Source organism: Actinacidiphila rubida (assembly GCF_900110255.1).
In the GTDB taxonomy this organism is placed as follows: Bacteria; Actinomycetota; Actinomycetes; order Streptomycetales; family Streptomycetaceae; genus Actinacidiphila; species Actinacidiphila rubida.
In genome coordinates, this window is the sequence record NZ_FODD01000024.1 from 60181 (window position 1) to 77504 (window position 17324).

Annotated in this window: 18 protein-coding genes; 7 read left to right on the top strand and 11 right to left on the bottom strand. The window is 73.4% G+C overall.

All coding sequences use genetic code 11. The features are described 5' to 3' along the window. Positions 1–233 precede the first annotated feature (233 nt). Positions 234–992, bottom strand: coding sequence for a phosphoglyceromutase (locus tag BMW99_RS23580; RefSeq protein ID WP_075017489.1), 759 nt, complete (start codon positions 990–992; stop codon positions 234–236). 91 nt (positions 993–1083) lie between these two features. Here BMW99_RS23580 and BMW99_RS23585 point away from each other — a divergent pair, with 91 nt between their 5' ends. Beyond that, a complete protein-coding gene (locus tag BMW99_RS23585; RefSeq protein WP_069464198.1) occupies positions 1084–2391 on the top strand; it encodes an MDR family MFS transporter in 1308 nt (435 codons plus the stop codon). Positions 2392–2409: 18 nt separating this feature from the next. Here the strand turns inward: BMW99_RS23585 and BMW99_RS23590 are convergent, their stop codons facing one another. The 3 genes from BMW99_RS23590 to mshA form a co-directional block, all read right to left on the bottom strand. Further along, entirely contained in the window at positions 2410–4143 is a 1734-nt protein-coding gene (locus BMW99_RS23590; protein ID WP_069464199.1) for a glycosyl hydrolase family 28-related protein, read from the bottom strand. 107 nt (positions 4144–4250) lie between these two features. Next, a complete protein-coding gene (locus BMW99_RS23595; protein ID WP_079138522.1) occupies positions 4251–4853 on the bottom strand; it encodes a YbjN domain-containing protein in 603 nt (200 codons plus the stop codon). Further along, positions 4846–6186 carry a D-inositol-3-phosphate glycosyltransferase gene (mshA, locus tag BMW99_RS23600; protein WP_069464200.1) on the bottom strand — a complete coding sequence of 447 codons (1341 nt, stop codon included), beginning with the start codon at positions 6184–6186 and terminating at the stop codon, positions 4846–4848. The genes BMW99_RS23595 and mshA overlap by 8 nt, the downstream gene beginning before the upstream one ends. Positions 6187–6964: 778 nt before the next feature. On the opposite strand from mshA, the gene BMW99_RS23605 reads away from it, so the two are divergent. Beyond that, positions 6965–7711, top strand: a complete 747-nt coding sequence (locus BMW99_RS23605) for a methylase (RefSeq protein ID WP_069466534.1) — start codon at positions 6965–6967, stop codon at positions 7709–7711. Positions 7712–7924: 213 nt separating this feature from the next. Continuing rightward, positions 7925–9331, top strand: a complete 1407-nt coding sequence (locus tag BMW99_RS23610; RefSeq protein ID WP_075017491.1) for a PP2C family protein-serine/threonine phosphatase — start codon at positions 7925–7927, stop codon at positions 9329–9331. Between the two features lie 34 nt (positions 9332–9365). Here BMW99_RS23610 and BMW99_RS23615 read toward each other — a convergent pair whose 3' ends face one another. From BMW99_RS23615 to BMW99_RS41425, 5 genes are all read right to left on the bottom strand, one after another. Further along, positions 9366–9737, bottom strand: a complete 372-nt coding sequence (locus BMW99_RS23615) for a DUF2516 family protein (RefSeq protein WP_069466535.1) — start codon at positions 9735–9737, stop codon at positions 9366–9368. Between the two features lie 140 nt (positions 9738–9877). Then, positions 9878–10474, bottom strand: coding sequence for a hypothetical protein (locus BMW99_RS23620; RefSeq protein WP_069466536.1), 597 nt, complete (start codon positions 10472–10474; stop codon positions 9878–9880). Continuing rightward, positions 10458–10997, bottom strand: a complete 540-nt coding sequence (locus BMW99_RS23625; RefSeq protein WP_079138920.1) for a helix-turn-helix domain-containing protein — start codon at positions 10995–10997, stop codon at positions 10458–10460. The genes BMW99_RS23620 and BMW99_RS23625 overlap by 17 nt, the downstream gene beginning before the upstream one ends. A gap of 117 nt (positions 10998–11114) precedes the next feature. Then, the gene (locus tag BMW99_RS23630; RefSeq protein ID WP_075017492.1) at positions 11115–11705 is read right to left on the bottom strand and encodes an AAA family ATPase; all 591 of its coding nucleotides are present in this window, start codon (positions 11703–11705) and stop codon (positions 11115–11117) included. Between the two features lie 47 nt (positions 11706–11752). After that, positions 11753–12460, bottom strand: coding sequence for a hypothetical protein (locus BMW99_RS41425; protein WP_177226099.1), 708 nt, complete (start codon positions 12458–12460; stop codon positions 11753–11755). Between the two features lie 101 nt (positions 12461–12561). On the opposite strand from BMW99_RS41425, the gene BMW99_RS23640 reads away from it, so the two are divergent. Further along, positions 12562–13470, top strand: a complete 909-nt coding sequence (locus BMW99_RS23640) for an aminoglycoside phosphotransferase family protein (RefSeq protein ID WP_075017494.1) — start codon at positions 12562–12564, stop codon at positions 13468–13470. A 54-nt stretch (positions 13471–13524) separates the two neighbouring features. On the opposite strand, the gene BMW99_RS23645 is transcribed toward BMW99_RS23640, so the two are convergent. Together BMW99_RS23645 and BMW99_RS23650 are read right to left on the bottom strand one after the other, a co-directional pair. Next, positions 13525–13776, bottom strand: a complete 252-nt coding sequence (locus BMW99_RS23645) for a hypothetical protein (protein WP_069466280.1) — start codon at positions 13774–13776, stop codon at positions 13525–13527. Next, positions 13760–14011, bottom strand: a complete 252-nt coding sequence (locus BMW99_RS23650; RefSeq protein WP_069466279.1) for a DUF6400 family protein — start codon at positions 14009–14011, stop codon at positions 13760–13762. Before BMW99_RS23650 ends, BMW99_RS23645 begins: the two co-directional genes overlap by 17 nt. 194 nt (positions 14012–14205) lie before the next feature. Here BMW99_RS23650 and BMW99_RS23655 point away from each other — a divergent pair, with 194 nt between their 5' ends. The 3 genes from BMW99_RS23655 to BMW99_RS23665 all read left to right on the top strand — a co-directional run bounded on the left by BMW99_RS23655 (position 14206) and on the right by BMW99_RS23665 (position 17313). Further along, positions 14206–14868, top strand: coding sequence for a class I SAM-dependent methyltransferase (locus BMW99_RS23655; RefSeq protein ID WP_069466278.1), 663 nt, complete (start codon positions 14206–14208; stop codon positions 14866–14868). 60 nt (positions 14869–14928) lie between these two features. Continuing rightward, positions 14929–15972 carry a S66 family peptidase gene (locus BMW99_RS23660; protein ID WP_069466277.1) on the top strand — a complete coding sequence of 348 codons (1044 nt, stop codon included), beginning with the start codon at positions 14929–14931 and terminating at the stop codon, positions 15970–15972. A 246-nt stretch (positions 15973–16218) separates the two neighbouring features. Beyond that, entirely contained in the window at positions 16219–17313 is a 1095-nt protein-coding gene (locus BMW99_RS23665; RefSeq protein WP_075017495.1) for a MerR family transcriptional regulator, read from the top strand. Positions 17314–17324: the final 11 nt, after the last annotated feature.

Sequence of the window (17324 nt, forward strand, 5' to 3'; positions counted from 1 at the left end):
GATCAGGCTCTTGACCGAGGCCGCACGGGATCGCCCGGGACCGCGCCGCGGCTCAGACCTGACCGGTGACGGCCCGCGTCTCCCGCTCGATCATCTCCACCAGCGGCAAGTCGTCCGTGCCCCAGGGGTGGTGGTGGGGAGCGCCCGTACTCGCCCCGAGCGGGCCCGCAACGCACACATGCCCCCGCCCCGCGGGAGAACCCGCAGGTCGGGGGCATGCGCGTGCAGGCGGACTACTTCTTGCCCTGGTTCTTGACGGCTTCGATGGCCGCGGCCGCGGCGGTGGGGTCGAGGTAGCGGCCGCCGGGGGTGACGGGGCGGAACTCGGCGTCGAGGTCGTAGGCCAGGGGGATGCCGGTGGGGATGTTGAGGGCGGCGATGTCCGCGTCGGAGATCTGGTCGAGGTGCTTGACCAGGGCGCGCAGGGAGTTGCCGTGGGCGGCGACCAGGACGGTCTTGCCGTCGAGGAGGTCGGGGACGATGCCGTCATACCAGTAGGGCAGCATCCGGTGGACGACGTCCTTGAGGCACTCGGTGCTCGGGCGCAGCTCCGGGGGGATGGTCGCGTAGCGCGCGTCGTCGGCCTGGGAGTACTCGCTGCCGGGGTCGATCGGCGGCGGCGGGGTGTCGTAGGAGCGGCGCCACAGCATGAACTGCTCCTCGCCGAACTCGGCGAGGGTCTGGGCCTTGTCCTTGCCCTGCAGGGCGCCGTAGTGGCGCTCGTTGAGCCGCCAGGAGCGGTGCACGGGGATCCAGTGCCGGTCGGCGGCCTCCAGCGCGAGCTGCGCCGTGCGGATCGCCCGCTTCTGCACGGAGGTGTGCACGACGTCGGGGAGCAGGCCGGCGTCCTTGAGCAGCTCGCCGCCCCGGACCGCCTCCTTCTCACCCTTGTCGTTGAGGTTCACGTCCACCCAGCCGGTGAACAGGTTCTTCGCGTTCCACTCACTCTCGCCGTGGCGGAGCAGGATCAGCTTGTACGCAGCAGCAGCCATGCGACTGAGCCTAATCGAAATTCCTTGGCGCTCCCCGCCGGGCCTATGTAAGCTGCGCGAGGCGAGGTCGGTTGTTACAGGGAGGGTCACGGTGGGGGCGGCTTCACGCGCGGTACGGGAGACGGTCGGCGGGCTGCCGCGGCAGTTCTGGTGGCTGTGGACCAGCACCCTGATCAACCGCCTCGGCGGCTTCGTGGTGACCTTCCTCGCGCTGTACCTGACAGTTCAGCGCGGCTACTCCGCCGCCTACGCCGGCCTGGTCGCGGCCCTCTTCGGGCTCGGCGGCGCGGGCGGCGCGGTGCTCGGCGGAGTGCTGGCCGACCGGCTCGGCCGGCGCCGGACCCTGCTGGCCGCGCAGATCGCCGCGGCCCTGGCCACCGCCGTGCTCGGCCTGGTCACCGACCCGCTGGCCATCGCCGCGGTCGCCACCGCGCTGGGCCTGGCCAGCAGCGCCTCCCGGCCCGCGCTGCAGGCGATGATCGCCGACCTGGTGCCGCCCGCGGACCGGGTGCGGGCCTTCTCCCTCAACTACTGGGCGATCAACATCGGCTTCGGTGTGTCGGCAGCGGCCGCCGGCTTCATCGCCGCGGCCGGCTACCTGTGGCTCTTCCTCGGCGACGCGTTCGCCACCGTGCTGTGCGCGATGGTCGTCTTCGCCAAGGCGAAGGAGACGCTGCGGCCGCCGGCGGCCGGCGGGCTCGCCCCGGCCGGGTCCGGCACGGTGGACGCCCCGGCCGGCATCCGGCTGGTGGACGTGCTGCGCGACCGCCGCTTCATGGCGGTGGTCGGGCTGACGTTCCTGATCGGCAGCGTGATGCAGCAGGGCAGTTCGACGCTCGCCATCGACATGGGCGCGCACGGGCTGTCCGCACGGCAGTTCGGCCTGGTCGCCGCGATCAACGGCGTGGTGATCGTGATCCTGCAGATCCCGCTGACCCGGATGCTGCGCAGCCGGCCCACCGCGGCGCTGCTCGCCGCCGGCTCGCTGCTGGGGGCGTGGGGCTTCGGGCTGACCGCGTTCGCCGACACGGTCGGGCTCTACGCGCTGACCGTCGTGGTGTGGACGCTCGGCGAGATCGTGCACGCGCCCGCGTCGATGTCCGTGGTCGCCGGCCTCGCGCCGGCCACCGCCCGCGGCCGCTACCAGGGCATGTACACGCTCGCCTGGTCCGCGGCCTCGTTCGCGGGCCCGCTGGCCGGCGGCCTGGTCTACGACGGCGTGGGGCCCGACGCGGTCTGGGCCGGCTGCGCGGTGGTCGGCACGGTCGCCGCCGCCGGGTACTACGCGCTGCTGCGGGTCCGCCCCACGCCCGTCACGTCCCAGGTGGAGACGGTCCGGGCGGAGGGCGGGGCACTGCCGGACTCCCCCGGCACGCGGCAGGAGCCGGTCGGCGGCTGACCCGCGCCGCCGCGGCCGTCAGAGCAGCAACTCCCGTTGCGCCTCGTAGAGGTTGACGGGCGACGTGCCCGGTGCGCCGTACGCCTCGAGGCGGGAGTGCAGCGGGCCGGTGAAGTCGGGGACGTCGATCTGGCCGAACGGTGTGACCGGGGAGATCGCGAACGTCGCGCTGTACGGGGCGATGTCGTCGATCTTGACGCAGCCGGCCCGGCCGTTGGTGACGGTGACGTTCCAGTGGGTGAAGCGCGCGCCGTACAGCGGGCCGGCGCTCGCGTCACCGCCGTGCGCACCGTCGTTGGACACCGTGATGTCGGTGCGCACGTTGGCGAACGGCAGGCCGCGGTGGGTGTCGAAGGTGCCCATCTCCATGGCCCCGCGGGACCAGACGTTGTACGACGACAGGCCCTCGACGTTGATGCCGTGCAACTGGGTGCCGGGCGGCGCGGGAACGGTGCGCTGGTCGATGCGGAAGTCCTCGACGAGGTTGTCGTGGGAGCCCTCGCGGCAGGCGTAGGGGTGGTGGCTGCCGCGGCCGGAGACGCGGGTGCGGCGGAACGTGGTGGCCTTCGCGGCGACCAGCAGGAAGCCGTTGTCGACGTCGATCGCGTGCACGTCGTCCACCCAGCAGTCCCACGTGCACTGGGCGGCCAGGCCGTTGTAGCCCTTGTCGAGCAGGTGCGGGGACTGCGGGGTGGGGGTCATCCGGATGGTGAGGCCCTCCACTCCGGAGTGGACCATCGGCGGCACGCACGTGGTGATCCGCGGCTGCCACAGCAGGCGGGTGTCCAGCGGCAGCGGGCGGTCGAAGGTCACCCGGTTCCCGTGCACCGCGGTGATCCGCGCGGGCCACTCGTACGGCACGTACGACAGGAGCTTGGTCTTGTCGGCCCAGGAGTAGCCCGCGGCGCCCTCGACGTCGCCGGACATGTGGTCGAGCAGGCCGTGCGCGGGGTCGTCGGCGTACTGCAGCAGGACGCGGTCGCCGGGGCGCAGTTGACGCGTGTCGTCGACGGTGACGCGCCAAGTGCCCTGGGCGGAGACGGCGGTGACCTCGGCGAGGGTCCGGAACTCGTCGCGCCTGTCGCCGGTCCAGCCCTCGAACGGCCAGTTCCTCGCGCGGATCGCGTCGGTCAGCGTCCCGTAGCGGTCGGCCGGGCACATCCACACCAGCCCGCCGGCCCACGACCAGGACGACTTGTCGCCGCCGTACCTGCTGCCGTAGACGCCGATCAGGTCGGTGAGGGACTTCGTCGCGTACAGCGTGGTCAGGCCGCTGCCGGCGCCGCGCAGCACGGTGTTGCTCCAGCCGACCTGGATCACGTCGTCGATGCGGTAGGTGCCGGGCGGCACGAACACGGTGCCGCCGCCGGACTCGCCGACCTCGCGCAGGGCGCGGTTGATGGCGGGCGCGGAGTCGACCGAGCCGTCCTCGAGGCTCAGCACCGTGTGCGTGGGGTCGCTCACGGGCACCGCGCCGTAGTGCAGCACGTTGGCGCGCACCGGGAACCGCGGGAAGTGCCGGGTTCCGCCGTCGCAGCCGGCCCGCGCGACGTACGGGATCTGCGGGTGGGTGTACGGGGTGGCCCGGAACTCGGCCCACAGACCGGTGGGTTGGGCTCCCGGATCGCCCCCGGCCCCCTCCGCGGTGGCGGCGGCCGCCGCCGTGGCCGTGCCGCCGAGCGTGGTGGTGACGGCGGCCGCGGAGGCCGCCTGGGCGCCCGCGGTGAGGAGTCGTCTGCGACTGATCGCCATGGTCTCTCGCCTTTCACGTATCTGAACACGATTCAGATGTGCGACGGGCATGAGGGTGCCATGAGCCACAGACGTGGGGAAGGGGGTGTGCGGGGGTTGTTGGACCGCTAGTCGGCGAGATCCTTGGTCAGATGCGTGAACGCGTCCAGGTTCCGGGTGGACTCGCCCCGGGACACCCGCCAGGCGTACTCCTTGCGGATCGAGCTCGCGAAGCCCAGCTCCAGCAGGACGTTGAAGGAACCGTCCGCGTTCTCCGCGACCGCGCCCAGCAGCCGGTCCACCTCCTGCGCCGACACCGCCGAGACCGGCAGCCGGCCGGACAGATAGACGTCACCGAGCTGGTCGATCGCGTAGGAGACCCCGTACAGGCGCAGGTTGCGCTCCAGCAGCCAGCGGTAGAACGCCTCGTGGTTCTCGTCCGGGTGGCGCACGACGAACGCGTTCAGCGACAGGGTGTGCCGGCCGACGATGAGCTGACACGTCGTCGACAGCTTCCGGGTGCCGGGCAGTTGGGTCACATACGTACCCGGGCGCGGTGACTCCCACTCCAACTCCGCCTCGGCGAGCGCCTGCTCGACGGCGAGGCGGGCGCGGGACGCGGGGGCGCCGGCGTGCCGGGCGTGCTCCTCGGCCCGCTCCTCGGCCCTGACCTCGGCGGACGAGTGCCCGCCCGCCGACCCGGTACCGCTGCCGCTCTGCTGCTCAGCCATGGACCGATCGTAGGTGACGGCGGCGCTCGTACTGCGCTGCCGCGTAGACCTCGGCGGTGTCGGCCGCCGCGGTGTCCCAGCCGAAGCGGCAGGCGTGCCGGGCCGCGGCCTCCCCCATGGACTCGCCCAGGTGCGGATGGTCGACGAACCGGCGCAGCACCGCCGCGTAGTCCCGCGGGTCGTGGCCCGGCACCAGGAAACCGGTGTGGCCGTCGCGCACGGCGACCGGCAGCCCGCCGACGGCCGCCGCCACCACGGGCGTGCCGCACGCCTGCGCCTCGATCGCCACCAGCCCGAACGACTCGCTGTACGACGGCATGACGAGCACGCTCGCCGCCCGGTACCAGTCCGCCAGCCGGTCCTGGTCCACCGGCGGGTGGAAGCTCACGACGTCGCTCACGCCGAGCCGCGCCGCCAGCTTGTGCAGCGCCTCCGGCTTGGCCAGCCCCGAACCCGACGGGCCACCCACCACGGGGACGACCAGCCGGTCCCGCAGCGCCGGTTCCTCCTCCAGCAGCGCCGCGACCGCCCTGATCAGCACGTCCGGGGCCTTCAGCGGCTGGATCCGGCCGGCGAACAGCGGGACCACCGCGTGCTGCGGCAGGCCGAGCCGGGCCCGCGCGGCGGCGCGCCCGTCGGCGGGCCGGAAACGGTCCAGGTTCACGCCCGGGTGCACCACGGCGACCTTGCCGGGAGCCGCGTCGTAGTGCCGGACGAGCTCCGCGGCCTCCTCGTCGGTGTTCGCGATGAGCCGGTCCGCGGCGCTCACGACCTGCGTCTCGCCGATCACCCGGGCACTCGGCTCGGGACAGTCGTCCTCGGCCAGCGCCGCGTTCTTGACCTTGGCCATGGTGTGCATCGCGTGCACCAGCGGCACGCCCCAGCGCTCGGCGGCCAGCCACCCGACGTGGCCGGACAGCCAGTAGTGCGAGTGCACCAGGTCGTAGTGGCCCGGGCGGTTGCCGGCCCACGCCTGCATCACGCCGTGCGTGAAGGCGCACAGCTGGGCCGGCAGCTCCTCCTTGGCCAGGCCCTCGTACGGCCCCGCGTCCACGTGCCGCACCAGCACGCCGGGAGCGAGCTGCACCGACGGCTCGAGGGCTCCACTGGTGGCCCGCGTGAAGATCTCGACCTCGACGTCGCGCTCGGCCAGGCGCTTGGCCAGCTCGACGATGTACACGTTCATACCGCCGGCATCGCCCGTGCCGGGCTGGTGCAGGGGTGAGGTGTGGACGCTCAGCATGGCCACGCGGCGCACTCTGCGGCCCACGTTCCACCGCTTGTGCGGGACTCCTGCGCGGAGTGCGCTGAGGCGGGACGTGTACTGGGTCACGCGTCGTTCCTTCCGGCCAGCCGTACCCCCGTCGTCAACCCCTCTCAACACCGGATCCCCCGAATCCATTTCCTTCGTTGCCGAACATTTACCTCCCGTACGGTCACCCCCCCGTCCACCGGCCGGTGGGTGGTTCGGCATCCGGGGTGCCCCCGGGGCGCCGTTGCCGTGTCCCGGCCGGTGGCCGGTTGCTCGCGCAGTTCCCCGCGCCCCTGATATGCGTGCCCTTTGTCCGTGGGGTCGGGGGCGCTCCGGAAGCGTCTCCTCGGAAATGTGCATACGGGTTCGTCCGTGTTGTTGCCCGGGGGCCGCGCACATTTCGCTGCGGGGAGCACTTCCTCCCCACCCCCTCCCGCTCACCCACCGTGCGGCGGGGGACATGGGACACGGCCAATGTCCTCCCGCAGACGGGGGCCGGCCGGAAGGGGACGATCCGGGTGTGTCCCCGCAGAGCTTTGCAAGGCCCCGGGCACCCTGACGGAAAAAGCCGCCATGCAAAGCTCGAGGAGACACACCCGGAGTGGCCCCTGACCCCACCCACGAACCTGCACCGCCAGGGGCGCGAGGAACTGCGCGACAAGCCACGACGGCGCAGCAGACGGGTACGGCGACCCGGGGGCAGCCCGGAAGCCGCAGGGGCGCGGGGAACGGCGCGGCACACGCGATAGAGCCCCGGGGGCACCCCGCCGGCTCGAAGCCATAAGGTGCGGGCGTGGCCGGAGGCAAAGTCGTAGGGGTGGTGACCAGGGGTACCACGAACCCGAACCGCCTGCGCCGTATGGACCGGTGGATCGCCGCGACCCTGGGAGCGGAGCTGCGCGGCGCGCCCACCGCTCCGGTGGCCGTCGATCTGGGGTACGGCGCCGCGCCGTGGACCGCGGTCGAGCTGCTGGACCGGTTGCGCCGCGTCCGGGAGGACGTTCAGGTGGTGGGCGTCGAGATCGACCCCGCCCGCGTCGCGGCCGCGCAGCCGTACGCCCGGGACGGGCTGACGTTCGCGCACGGCGGCTTCGAGGTCCCGCTGCCGGCGGCCGGCATCGGCGCGCGCCCGCTGCTGATCCGCGCGGCGAACGTGCTGCGCCAGTACGACGAGGCGGAGGTCGCCGCGGTGTGGGCGCGGCTGTGCGCGCGCCTCGCGCCGGACGGGCTGCTGGTCGAGGGGACGTGCGACGAGATCGGGCGCCGGCATGTGTGGGTGGCGCTGGGGCCCGAGGGCCCGCGTTCGGTGACGTTCGCGACCCGCCTCGGCTCGCTGGGCAAGCCGTCCGACCTGGCCGAACGCCTTCCGAAGGCGCTGATCCACCGCAATGTGCCGGGCGAGCCGGTGCACGCGTTCCTCGTGGCGTTCGACCGTGCGTGGGCCGCCGCGGCGCCGCTGTCCGCGCTGGGCGCCCGGCAGCGCTGGATCCGGGCGGTGCGGGATCTGCGGGACGCCGGGTGGCCGGTGCTGTACGGGCCGACGCGCTGGCGGCAGGGCGAGATCACCGTCGCGTGGGACGCCGTCGCACCGCGTGCGCGGACGTGACGCGGGCCGCGAACCCGTAAGAGGGCTGATCCGGGGGCATGGTTGTGGCCGAACGGCGTGACGTTGGTCATGTGCGGATCAGCACATCCACGGCGAAATCCCCCGCTGGCCACCGCATATGACGCTGACGGTTTACTTCCTGCCCTCCCGTCACGCCGTCTTCTGCCACTAGGGTCGCCTGATGTTCTTCGGGGGACGGAAGGGAGTCGCTTGATGTCCGCACCAAGGCGCGGCACCGAACGGCCCTCAGCCACCGACAGCGGGGCCGAGGGTCCCGCCGTCATGCCCGCGACCGCCACGGCGGAGGATCTGCCGCCGGTGGACGCGCCGCACGACGAGGGTGTGTACGAGCAGGGGCGGCACGAGCCCGGCCCGGGCGACGAGTGGACGGGTCTGCAGGACCCGCCGGCCCGCCTGGTCGGCACCGTGTCCGTGCCCAGGCAGCGGCAGGACACCGTCGCGGGCCCGGTCGTCCTGACCCTCCTCGTCGTCGGCGACGACGCGACCGGCGCGTTCACGGCCCCGTACTTCCAGGAGGGCGGCGGCGGGCCGCGGGTGCGGGTGCTGCGCGCCCGCAACCTGACGGCGGCCGGCCGGCTGCTCACCGACGACGTGCACTGCATCCTGCTGGACCTGCCCGACGTGCTGGAGCGGCTGCCGGAGGTGCTGCGGATCGCGCCCGGCACGGCCGTGCTGGTGCTGAGCGACGGCGCCGACGAGGACGGGCGGGCCGCCGAGGCCGTCCGCATCGGGGCGCAGGACCACCTCTCGCGCGACCATGTCGACGCGGCGACGCTGACCCGGGCCGTGCGCTACGCGGTCGAGCGCAAGCGGGCCGACCTCGCGCAGCGGCAGCTCAGCGAGTCGCGGCTGCTGGCGCAGGAGAACTCGCGGCTGGAGCGCGGGCTGCTGCCCACGCCGCTGCTGGAGGGTGCGACCGACCTGCGGTTCGCCGCGCGCTACCGCCCGGGCCGCAGCCGCGCGCTGCTCGGCGGCGACTTCTACGACACCGTCCGCACCCCGGACGGCACGGTGCACGCGATGATCGGCGACGTGTGCGGGCACGGCCCGGACGCGGCCGCGCTGGGCGTGGAACTGCGCATCGCCTGGCGTGCGCTGACCTTCGCCGGGCTCGGCGGTGAGGCGCTGCTGCGCACCATGCAGGACGTGCTGGTGCACGAGCGGTCCGACGAGGAGATCTTCGCGACCCTGTGCATCGTGGACATCGCGCCCGACGGCGACTCGGCGGACCTGCACCTGGCCGGGCATCCGGCGCCGCTGGTCGCGCTGGCCGGCCGGGAGCCGGCACTGCTGCCGTTCGAGGAGGGCGGCCCCGCGCTGGGGCTGCTGCCGGAGGCGTTCTGGCACCGGATCCGGGTCCGCCTCGACGGCGACTGGAGCCTGATGCTCTACACCGACGGCCTGATCGAGGGCCGGATCGGCGAGGGCACGCTGCGGCTCGGCCAGGAGGGCATGCTGGGCATCACGTCACGGCTGCTGGCCGGCGGGCTCGACGGCGAGGAACTGCTGGACGCGGTCCTCGCCGAGGCACGCGACCTCAACGGCGGCGAGCTGACGGACGACGTGGCGGTCGTGCTGCTGGAGCGGCGCGGGGACTGACGGACGGCGGCGGCCGGGCGCCCGGGCGGGTGGTTCAGCGGCGGCCGTTGTACGGCCCGTAGGGGCCGTCGCTGCTGCTGCCGCCGCCATTGCGCCGGTTGCGGAACCTGCTGCCGCGGTTGCCGCGGTTGCGGCCGCCGACCTCGCGGAGCGCGGGCCGTACGTCGACCATGTAGACGATCACGGCGACCAGCCCGATGATCGGCAGGAACGACAGCAGCGAGAAGAGCTTCATCACCACGGCCGCGATGCCGAGGATGATCAGCCAGAATCCCTTGGTGTTCTTGTCCGCGGCCCGGTAGGCGTCGTTGCGGTGGATCGCCGCGTCGACGAACGCGAAGAGCGCGAAGAAGAACAGCAACAACGAGATCACGCCGAATACCGTGAAGAACCCCGTGATCAGCACCTGGCCACCGCCTTGGTCTCCGTCTGTGTCGGTTGGGGAGCCGCCGCCGGCCGCTGAAGCCCGCTGCCCACCGTACCGGTCCTACCCGCACAACGGGCCGGGCGCGCATCGCGTGCCCGGCCCGTCGCAGAAGGACGTCGTCACTTCGCGGTCTTGTCGGCGGCCTTCTTGGGGGCGGCCGGCTTCCGCGGGGTGGTCCGCTTCGCCGCGGACGCGGGCTTGGCGGTGGTGTCGGCGCCGGAGGCGGTGCCGCCCGGCGCGGTCTTCGGCGCCGTCGACTGCTTGTCCGGCTCCACGGCCGCGGCGATCTCCACGACCTCGTCGGCGGCCTCGCCGCGCCAGGTGGCCACGGCGCCCTTGCCGCGCTCGGCCAGGCCGTCGTACGCCTCGCGCGCCCTGACCGCGTACTCCGCGGCGCGGCCCACGCCCTGCAGCGCGAAGCCCTGCACCGACTCGCCGAGCTTGCGGAAGTCCCGCAGCTCCTTCAGGTCGATGTCGGAGAACGTCTCGTTGAGCTTGCTCTGCGCGTCCTTGGCCTGCGTGGCGACCCGCTCCTGCACGACCTTGGGGTCGGTGGCGCGGATCTTCTCGATGCGCTCCGGGGCCTCGTCCTTGAGCTTGCCGATCAGCGCCGGCACCTCCCGCAGCTTCTCCGCGGCGAGGTCCGCGGTGCCGGCGACCGCGTACAGCGGCGTCGGGTTGCGCAGGCTCTTCACGATGTCATCGGTGATCGTCATTGCCGGTTTCCTCCCGTACGGGGACGGGCCTCGTGTGCCGTTCCCCGTCTGTTCCCGTGTCGGTGTGCGTGGTGGTGTCGGTGTCGGTCTCGGTGTCCGTGTGCGTGCCGGCGCGTGCGGCGTCGTCGTTCTCGGGGCCGTCCGCGTCCTCGGGGCCGTCGGCGTCCTCGGCGCGGGCGGCGGCGTTCTCCTTGCGGAAGGACTCGTAGATCTGGATGAGCACCTGCTTCTGGCGCTCGTTGATCGACGGATCCGCGATGATCGCCGCCGGCACCTCCAGCTCGTCCCGCTCCCGGGCGTCGAGCATCCCGGCCTGGACGTAGAGCGTCTCGGCGGATATCCGCAGCGCCTTCGCGAGCTGCTGCAGGATGTCCGCGCTCGGCTTGCGCAGCCCGCGCTCGATCTGGCTCAGGTACGGGTTCGACACCCCGGCCGCGTCCGCGAGCTGCCGCAGGCTCAGCTGCGCGCTGCGCCGCTGCTCCCGCAGGAACTCCCCGACGCCGCCCACCTTGAGTGCACCCATGCCCACAGCGTGCACCCATCCGCTAACTTTTGCAAGCACCCTGCTTGCAACTGTGTCCCCCACGCCGCCGCACGCGATCTCGCACAGGTCAGCGCGGCCTTGCGCCGAGGGCCGGCGTCAGTCGAAGTCGCGGCGCCCGCCGGCGGATGTGCGGGCCGTGCGGTTCGAGGACGCGTTGCCGGCGAACAGGCGCTCGAGCTGGCGGGCGACCAGATCATGGTCGACCGAGTGGTGGGTATCGACGACCAGCAGCGGGCCGCCTAGGCGCAGGGGGCCGGGAAAGGTGTCGCGGACGAAGGCAACGCGTTCAGCGACCTGCTCGGGGGTGTGCTGCGGGTCCAGGTGACCAGGGTGGCGCGTGCGTGCCTGGAAGCGCTCGGCGGCGACAGCGGGATCGCAATGGCAGAAGACCTCGACGAGTCGGCCACCCAGTTCTCGGAGCCGTGCGGGTGCCGTCTCGTGATGCCACCAGTTGTCCAGTACGGCACCCGGGGTTCGCGCTGCCATGGCGAACAGGACGTCATCGCTGGCGCGGCTCAGCCTGTGGCGCCAGGAGTGGTCTCCGACGCCCAGTGAGTCGTAAAGCGATTCGAGGATCTCGTCCTTGTCGATGAGCGGCAGGCTCAGCCGATCGGCCAGAGCTCGGGCGAGGGTGGTCTTCCCGCTGGCGGGGAGCCCGGAGACGATCACGAAGGCTCTGCCGGTCACGGCCCCCTCCGGGAAGTGCGGAGTCATGTCGCGGCGCCCGCCGGCGGCTAGGGGCCGTGCGGGGCGGAGGTGGCGATGACGGTGTCGTCGGACGATCCGGCGTCGGGGCCGAGCCGGGCCAGTTCGTCCGCCGGGGACGACGGGGCGGGGGCCGCGGCGGGGGCCGACGACGGGTTCACGCAGTCCGAAGGGCACACGACGGGCGGCGACGTCGCGCATTCCCCTCCCGCGGAACACGAGCTGTCGTACGAGCCGTAGATCGTCGCGATCCATTTGACCTGTGCCGGGAGGGAGGCCACCTTCCACGACACGGACCAGTCGCCGTCGCCCTCCACCGTTGCCGCCGGGGAGACCAGCCAGGTGCCGCCGAGTGCCGCCGGGCGCGGATTCCTCGCGATGACGAAGATCATCATGGTGGCCGGATCCGTGTGCGCCGACGTGCCCGTGAACGTGTACTCGACCGCGCCGTTCGCCAGCGGCGCCTGACTCACCGTCGAGATCGCCACGGCCGGGTGGTCCGAGGGCGACGAGATGACCGGCGACGGGGGTAGCGGCCCCGGCGAAGGCCCTGAGGTGGAGCTCGCCAGCAGGGGAACGACGGCCGCGGCGATCGCTCCCGCGGCACCGATGACGGCGGCGATCACCGTCTGCCACGTGCCCAGCCTCCACTGCCGGCGGCGCCCCGTCGCAGGTGGCGTGGACGGCATGGGCGGGACGGCCGCCGGCGGCCGCGCGGGCGGGTCCCCTGTACTCATCCCGGCGCCCCCTCCAGACGTTCCCGACGACCAGGCTACGGTTCGCCGGCCCCCGGCGAAGTGACGTCCGCCGAACCCGCGGCGGACGGGAGAATCGGCGGATGACGCTTCACGAGGACGAGGTGGCCGTCGACGCGGCGGTGGTGCGGGAACTGGTGGGCGCGGCGCGGCCGGAATGGGGCGAGTTGGAGCTCGTGCCCGCGGGGGCCGGGACGGACAACACCATGTACCGGCTCGGCGACGAGCTGCTGGTGAGGGTGCCGCGGACGCCGGAGAAGGCGCTGGCGCTCCGCAAGGAGCAGGAGTGGCTGCCACGCCTGGGGCCGCGCCTGCGGTGCCGCGTCCCGGAACCCGTGCACGCGGGGGCGCCCGGCCCGGCGTTCCCGCTGCCGTGGTCGGTGTACCGGTGGATCGAGGGCGACGAGGCCGGGCCGGGGACCGTCCAGGACTGGGCGGCCTTCGGGGCGGACCTGGCGTCGGTGGTGCGCGAACTGCACGCGGTGGAGCTGATGGGCGCGAGCCGCGCGGGCGACCTGAGCTGGTACCGGGGCGGCGGCCTGCACCCGTGCGACGCGTGGATCAGCCGGTGCCTCGCGGACTGCCGCGCCTCGGTGGGCGCGGAGCTGGACGTCGACGCCCTGGAGCGGCTGTGGCGGGACGGGCTCGCGCTGCCCGAGCCGGCCGGCACGCCGGTATGGCTGCACGGTGATCTGAAGCCGACGAACGTGCTGGTCAGGGACGGTCGGCTGCACGCCGTGATCGATTTCGGCGGGCTCTCCGTCGGATTCCCCGACGCCGAGCACGCCACGGTGTGGGATCTGCCCGCGACGGCGCGGGACGCGTACTGGGACGCGGTGCGGATCGACGAGGCCACGTGGGTGCGGGCCCGCGCGTGGGCCCTCGCGGTGGCGGTCAGCGGGATCTCGTACTACGGCGGGACGTTCCCGGCCTTCGTCGCCGAGTGCCGGGCGCGGCTCCAGGCCGTCCTGGACGACGCGGCGGCCCGCTGAGCGGCGGGCCGGACCGGGGGGCGTCACGGACCGGCGCGCGCCGGGGGCCGTGCGTCAGGGGCAGGCCGGCGGCGGCTCCGGAGGGCGCGGCGCCAGGTGGGGGCGGGTGTTGAGGGACCACATGTGGGTGCACTGCGGGCACTGGAGCTGGACGACGGGGCCCGCGTTGGAGATCAGGTAGCGCCAGTGGTCCGCGCAGTTGGTGCCGCCCGCGCAGGCCGCGCACCGGCTGGTGTCGACGCAGACGGGGCAGTCGACCCACGCGCGGCGCGCGATGTCGGCCTGGGGATCAATCGGTAGCCGCACGGCCCGGCTCCTCCCCCGGCAGGACTCCCGCCGCGACCAGCTCGTCGTAGACGCGCTGCTGCTCGGGGTCGAGGTCGGAGTAGAGCAGGGCGTACGCCTCCTGCTCGCCGCGCAGGGCGGCCATCGGGTCCCAGTCGGGGCCGAGCGCGGCGACCACTTCCGCGCGTCGCCTGGCCTCCTCGAAGGTCAGGTCGATCGTGAAGGGTATGAGGCCGGGTGCGTTGTCCTGGTTCATGGCACGACTTCCGATGTACGGGTGGATCTCCCCATCTGTATCAGGCGCCCCGGGGGTCAGGGAAGGGTCGCCTAAGCTTGTGAGCTAATTCACCACATGATCGGACAATCAGGGTCGCGGTCGGGAACGCCCGGGCCGGCGCGGGTCGCGGAGTCCAACTGCCGTGTCAGTGGCGGCCGATAGCGTCCGCGTCCATGAGCGAAGCGACCTATCTGGATGCCACCCGCACCGCCTACGACACCGTCGCCGTCAGCTACGAGGAGCTGCTGCGGGACGAGCTGGACGGCAAGCCGCTGGACCGGGCGATGCTCGGCGCGTTCGCCGAGCTGGCGCGGGACGTGCCCGGCGGCCTTCCGGTGGCGGACCTGGGGTGCGGGCCCGGGCGGGTGACCGCGCACCTGGACCGGCTCGGCGTCCGGGCCTTCGGCATCGACCTGTCCCCCGAGATGATCGCGGTGGCCCGCCGCGCCCACCCCGGCCTGAGCTTCGACGTCGGTTCCATGACCGCGCTCGATCTGGCGGACGCGTCCCTCGCGGGCGTCCTGGCCTGGTACTCCACGGTCCACACCCCGCCGGAGGTGCTGCCGGCGATCTTCGCCGAGTACCACCGCGTGCTGGCTCCCGGCGCGCCCGTCCTGGTGGCGTTCCAGGCCGGCGACCAGCTGCACCACCGGGACCGGGCGTACGGCCACGAGGTGTCGCTCGACGTGTACTGGCGGGACCCGGATGCCGTCGCCGGGCTGCTGGCCGACGCCGGTCTCGCCGTCCATGCCCGGCTGGTCCGCGGACCCGAGGGGCTGGAGCTGGTGGGCCGCCAGGGGCGGCAGGCGTTCCTCGTCGCCCGCAAGGCGCGGTAGCCGCGGGGGGCCCGCGATAACCCCTTCGGCCCGCGCCCCGGGCGCCGCTACCCTCGGCGGATGCTGACACACCGCCGTCCCGAGAAGCCGCGCCCGGGCGACCGCGTCGCGATCGTGTCGCCGTCCAGCGGGCTCCCGGGGCTGTTCCCGGTCCCGTACGAGCTGGGGCTGCGGCGGCTGGCCGAGGAGTTCGGACTGAAGCCCGTCGAGTACCCGTCGACCCGGCGGATGGGGTCGACGCCCGAGGAGCGCGCCGCGGACCTGCACGCCGCGTTCGCCGACCCGGAGGTGAAGGCGGTCATCGCGAGCATCGGCGGCGACGACCAGATCACCGTGCTGCCGCACCTGGACCGGGAGCTGCTGCGGGCGAACCCGAAGCCGTTCCTCGGGTACAGCGACAACACCACCCTGCTCGCGTTCCTGTGGAACCTGGGCATCACCGGCTACCACGGGGGTTCGGTGATGGTGGAGCTCGGCCGGCCGGGGGCGATGCACCCGCTGACCCGGGAGTCGCTGCGGGCCGCGCTGCTCGGCTCGGGGCCGTACGAGCTGACCGCCGCGACGGCGTTCTGCGACGTCAGCCGGCCCTGGCAGGATCCGGCGACGTTCGCGTCGGAACCGGTGCTGGAGCCGGCCGGCGGCTGGACGTGGCACCGGCCCGAGCGCGTGGTGGACGGCACGAGCTGGGGCGGCAACCTGGAGATCCTGTCGTGGCTGCTGATGGCCGACCGGGAGATCCGGCCCGCCGAGGAGTACGAGGGACGCGTGCTGCTGCTGGAGACGTCCGAGGAGATGCCCTCGGCCACCGAGGTCTTCCGCGTGCTGCGCAACATGGGCGAGCGCGGCCTGCTCCGGCGGTTCCCCGCGCTGCTGATGGGCCGCGCGAAGAGCTGGTCGTTCGAGCGGCCGCTCGCTCCCGGCGAGCGCGAGCGGTACCGGGCCGAGCAGCGCGAGGCGGTACTGCGCGCGCTGGCCGCCTACGCGCCGGACACGATGGCCGTGTTCGACGTCGACTTCGGGCACACCGACCCGCAACTGGTCATCCCCTACGGCGGTCAGGTCCGGGTGGACGGCCCGGCGCGGCGGATCACCGTCACGTACTGACCGCGGGTGGGGACGGTCGTCCGGCCCCGCTCACCACCGTCGTTTTCGGCCGTGGCGTTCGGGTCGAGGGGTGCCGACGGGGTTGCCGACGGGGTTGCCGACGGCGGTGTTTGACCTTGCCCTTGGGGCAGGGCACAGCATCGGTGGTGCCGGGCGACGGGCCCGGCGCGAGGAGCCGGCCGCGCTGCCGGAACCGGGAAAGCCGGGAAGCCAGGAAAGCCGGGACGCCGGGAAAGGAAGTCGTCCATGGGCGAGTTGATGACCATCGGAGCCTTCGCGAAGGCATCCCGCCTGTCGCCCAAGGCCCTGCGGCTGTACGACGAGCTGGGCCTGCTGGCACCCGCGCAGGTCGACCCGGACAGCGGCTACCGGCGTTACGCGCCGGGGCAGTTGGAGCAGGCGCGGCTGGTGGCGTGGCTGCGGCGGCTCGGGATGCCGCTCGCCCGCATCCGCGACGTGTGCGCGCTGCACGCCCGCGACGGGCGGGCCGCGGCCGCCGAACTGCGCGCCTACTGGGCGCAGATCGAGGCCGAGACGGCCGCACGCCGGGACCTGGCCGCGTTCCTCGCCGACCATCTGGCACGGAAGGACCCCGCCACCATGACATCGACCCCACAGCCCCTGACCATCCGGTACGCCGCCCTGTCCGACACCGGGCTCGTCCGCGCGAGCAACCAGGACGCGGCCTACGCGGGCGAGCGGCTGCTCGCCGTCGCCGACGGGTTCGGCGCGGACGGCGCGTCCGCCGCGGCCGGCGCGGTGGAGGCGCTCCGGCAACTGGAGGAGGGCGCCGTCCCGGCCGGCGACCTGCTGAACGTCCTGGAGGACGCGGTGGACCGGGCCCGCACCGCGGTCCGCGGTGTCGCCGGCACCGTCCCCGAGGAGGCGTCGGGCACCACGCTCACCGCGATGCTGTGGACCGGCTCGCAGCTGGCCCTGGTGCACATCGGCGACTCGCGGGCGTATCTGCTGCGCGACGGCGAGCTGTTCCAGATCACGCACGACCACACGCTGGTGCAGTCCCTCGTCGACGAGGGCCGCCTCACCCCGGAGGAAGCCGCCTCGCATCCGCAACGCGCCATGCTGATAAGGGCGTTGGGCGGAGGTGCGGCGGACGGCGAGCCGGAGCTGCGGTTGCGGGACGCAGAGGCGGGCGACCGCTACCTGCTGTGCTCCGACGGCCTGTCGGCGGTGGTCGGCTCGGGCGAGGTGAGCCGCGTCGTCGCGGCCGCGCCCGATCCCGCACTGGCCGTCCGCGACCTCGTCGCCCTGGCCCGCGAGTCCGGAGCGCCCGACAACGTGTCCTGCGTCGTCGCACACGTCCTGCCCGCGGCGGCCTGACCCGCGCCGCG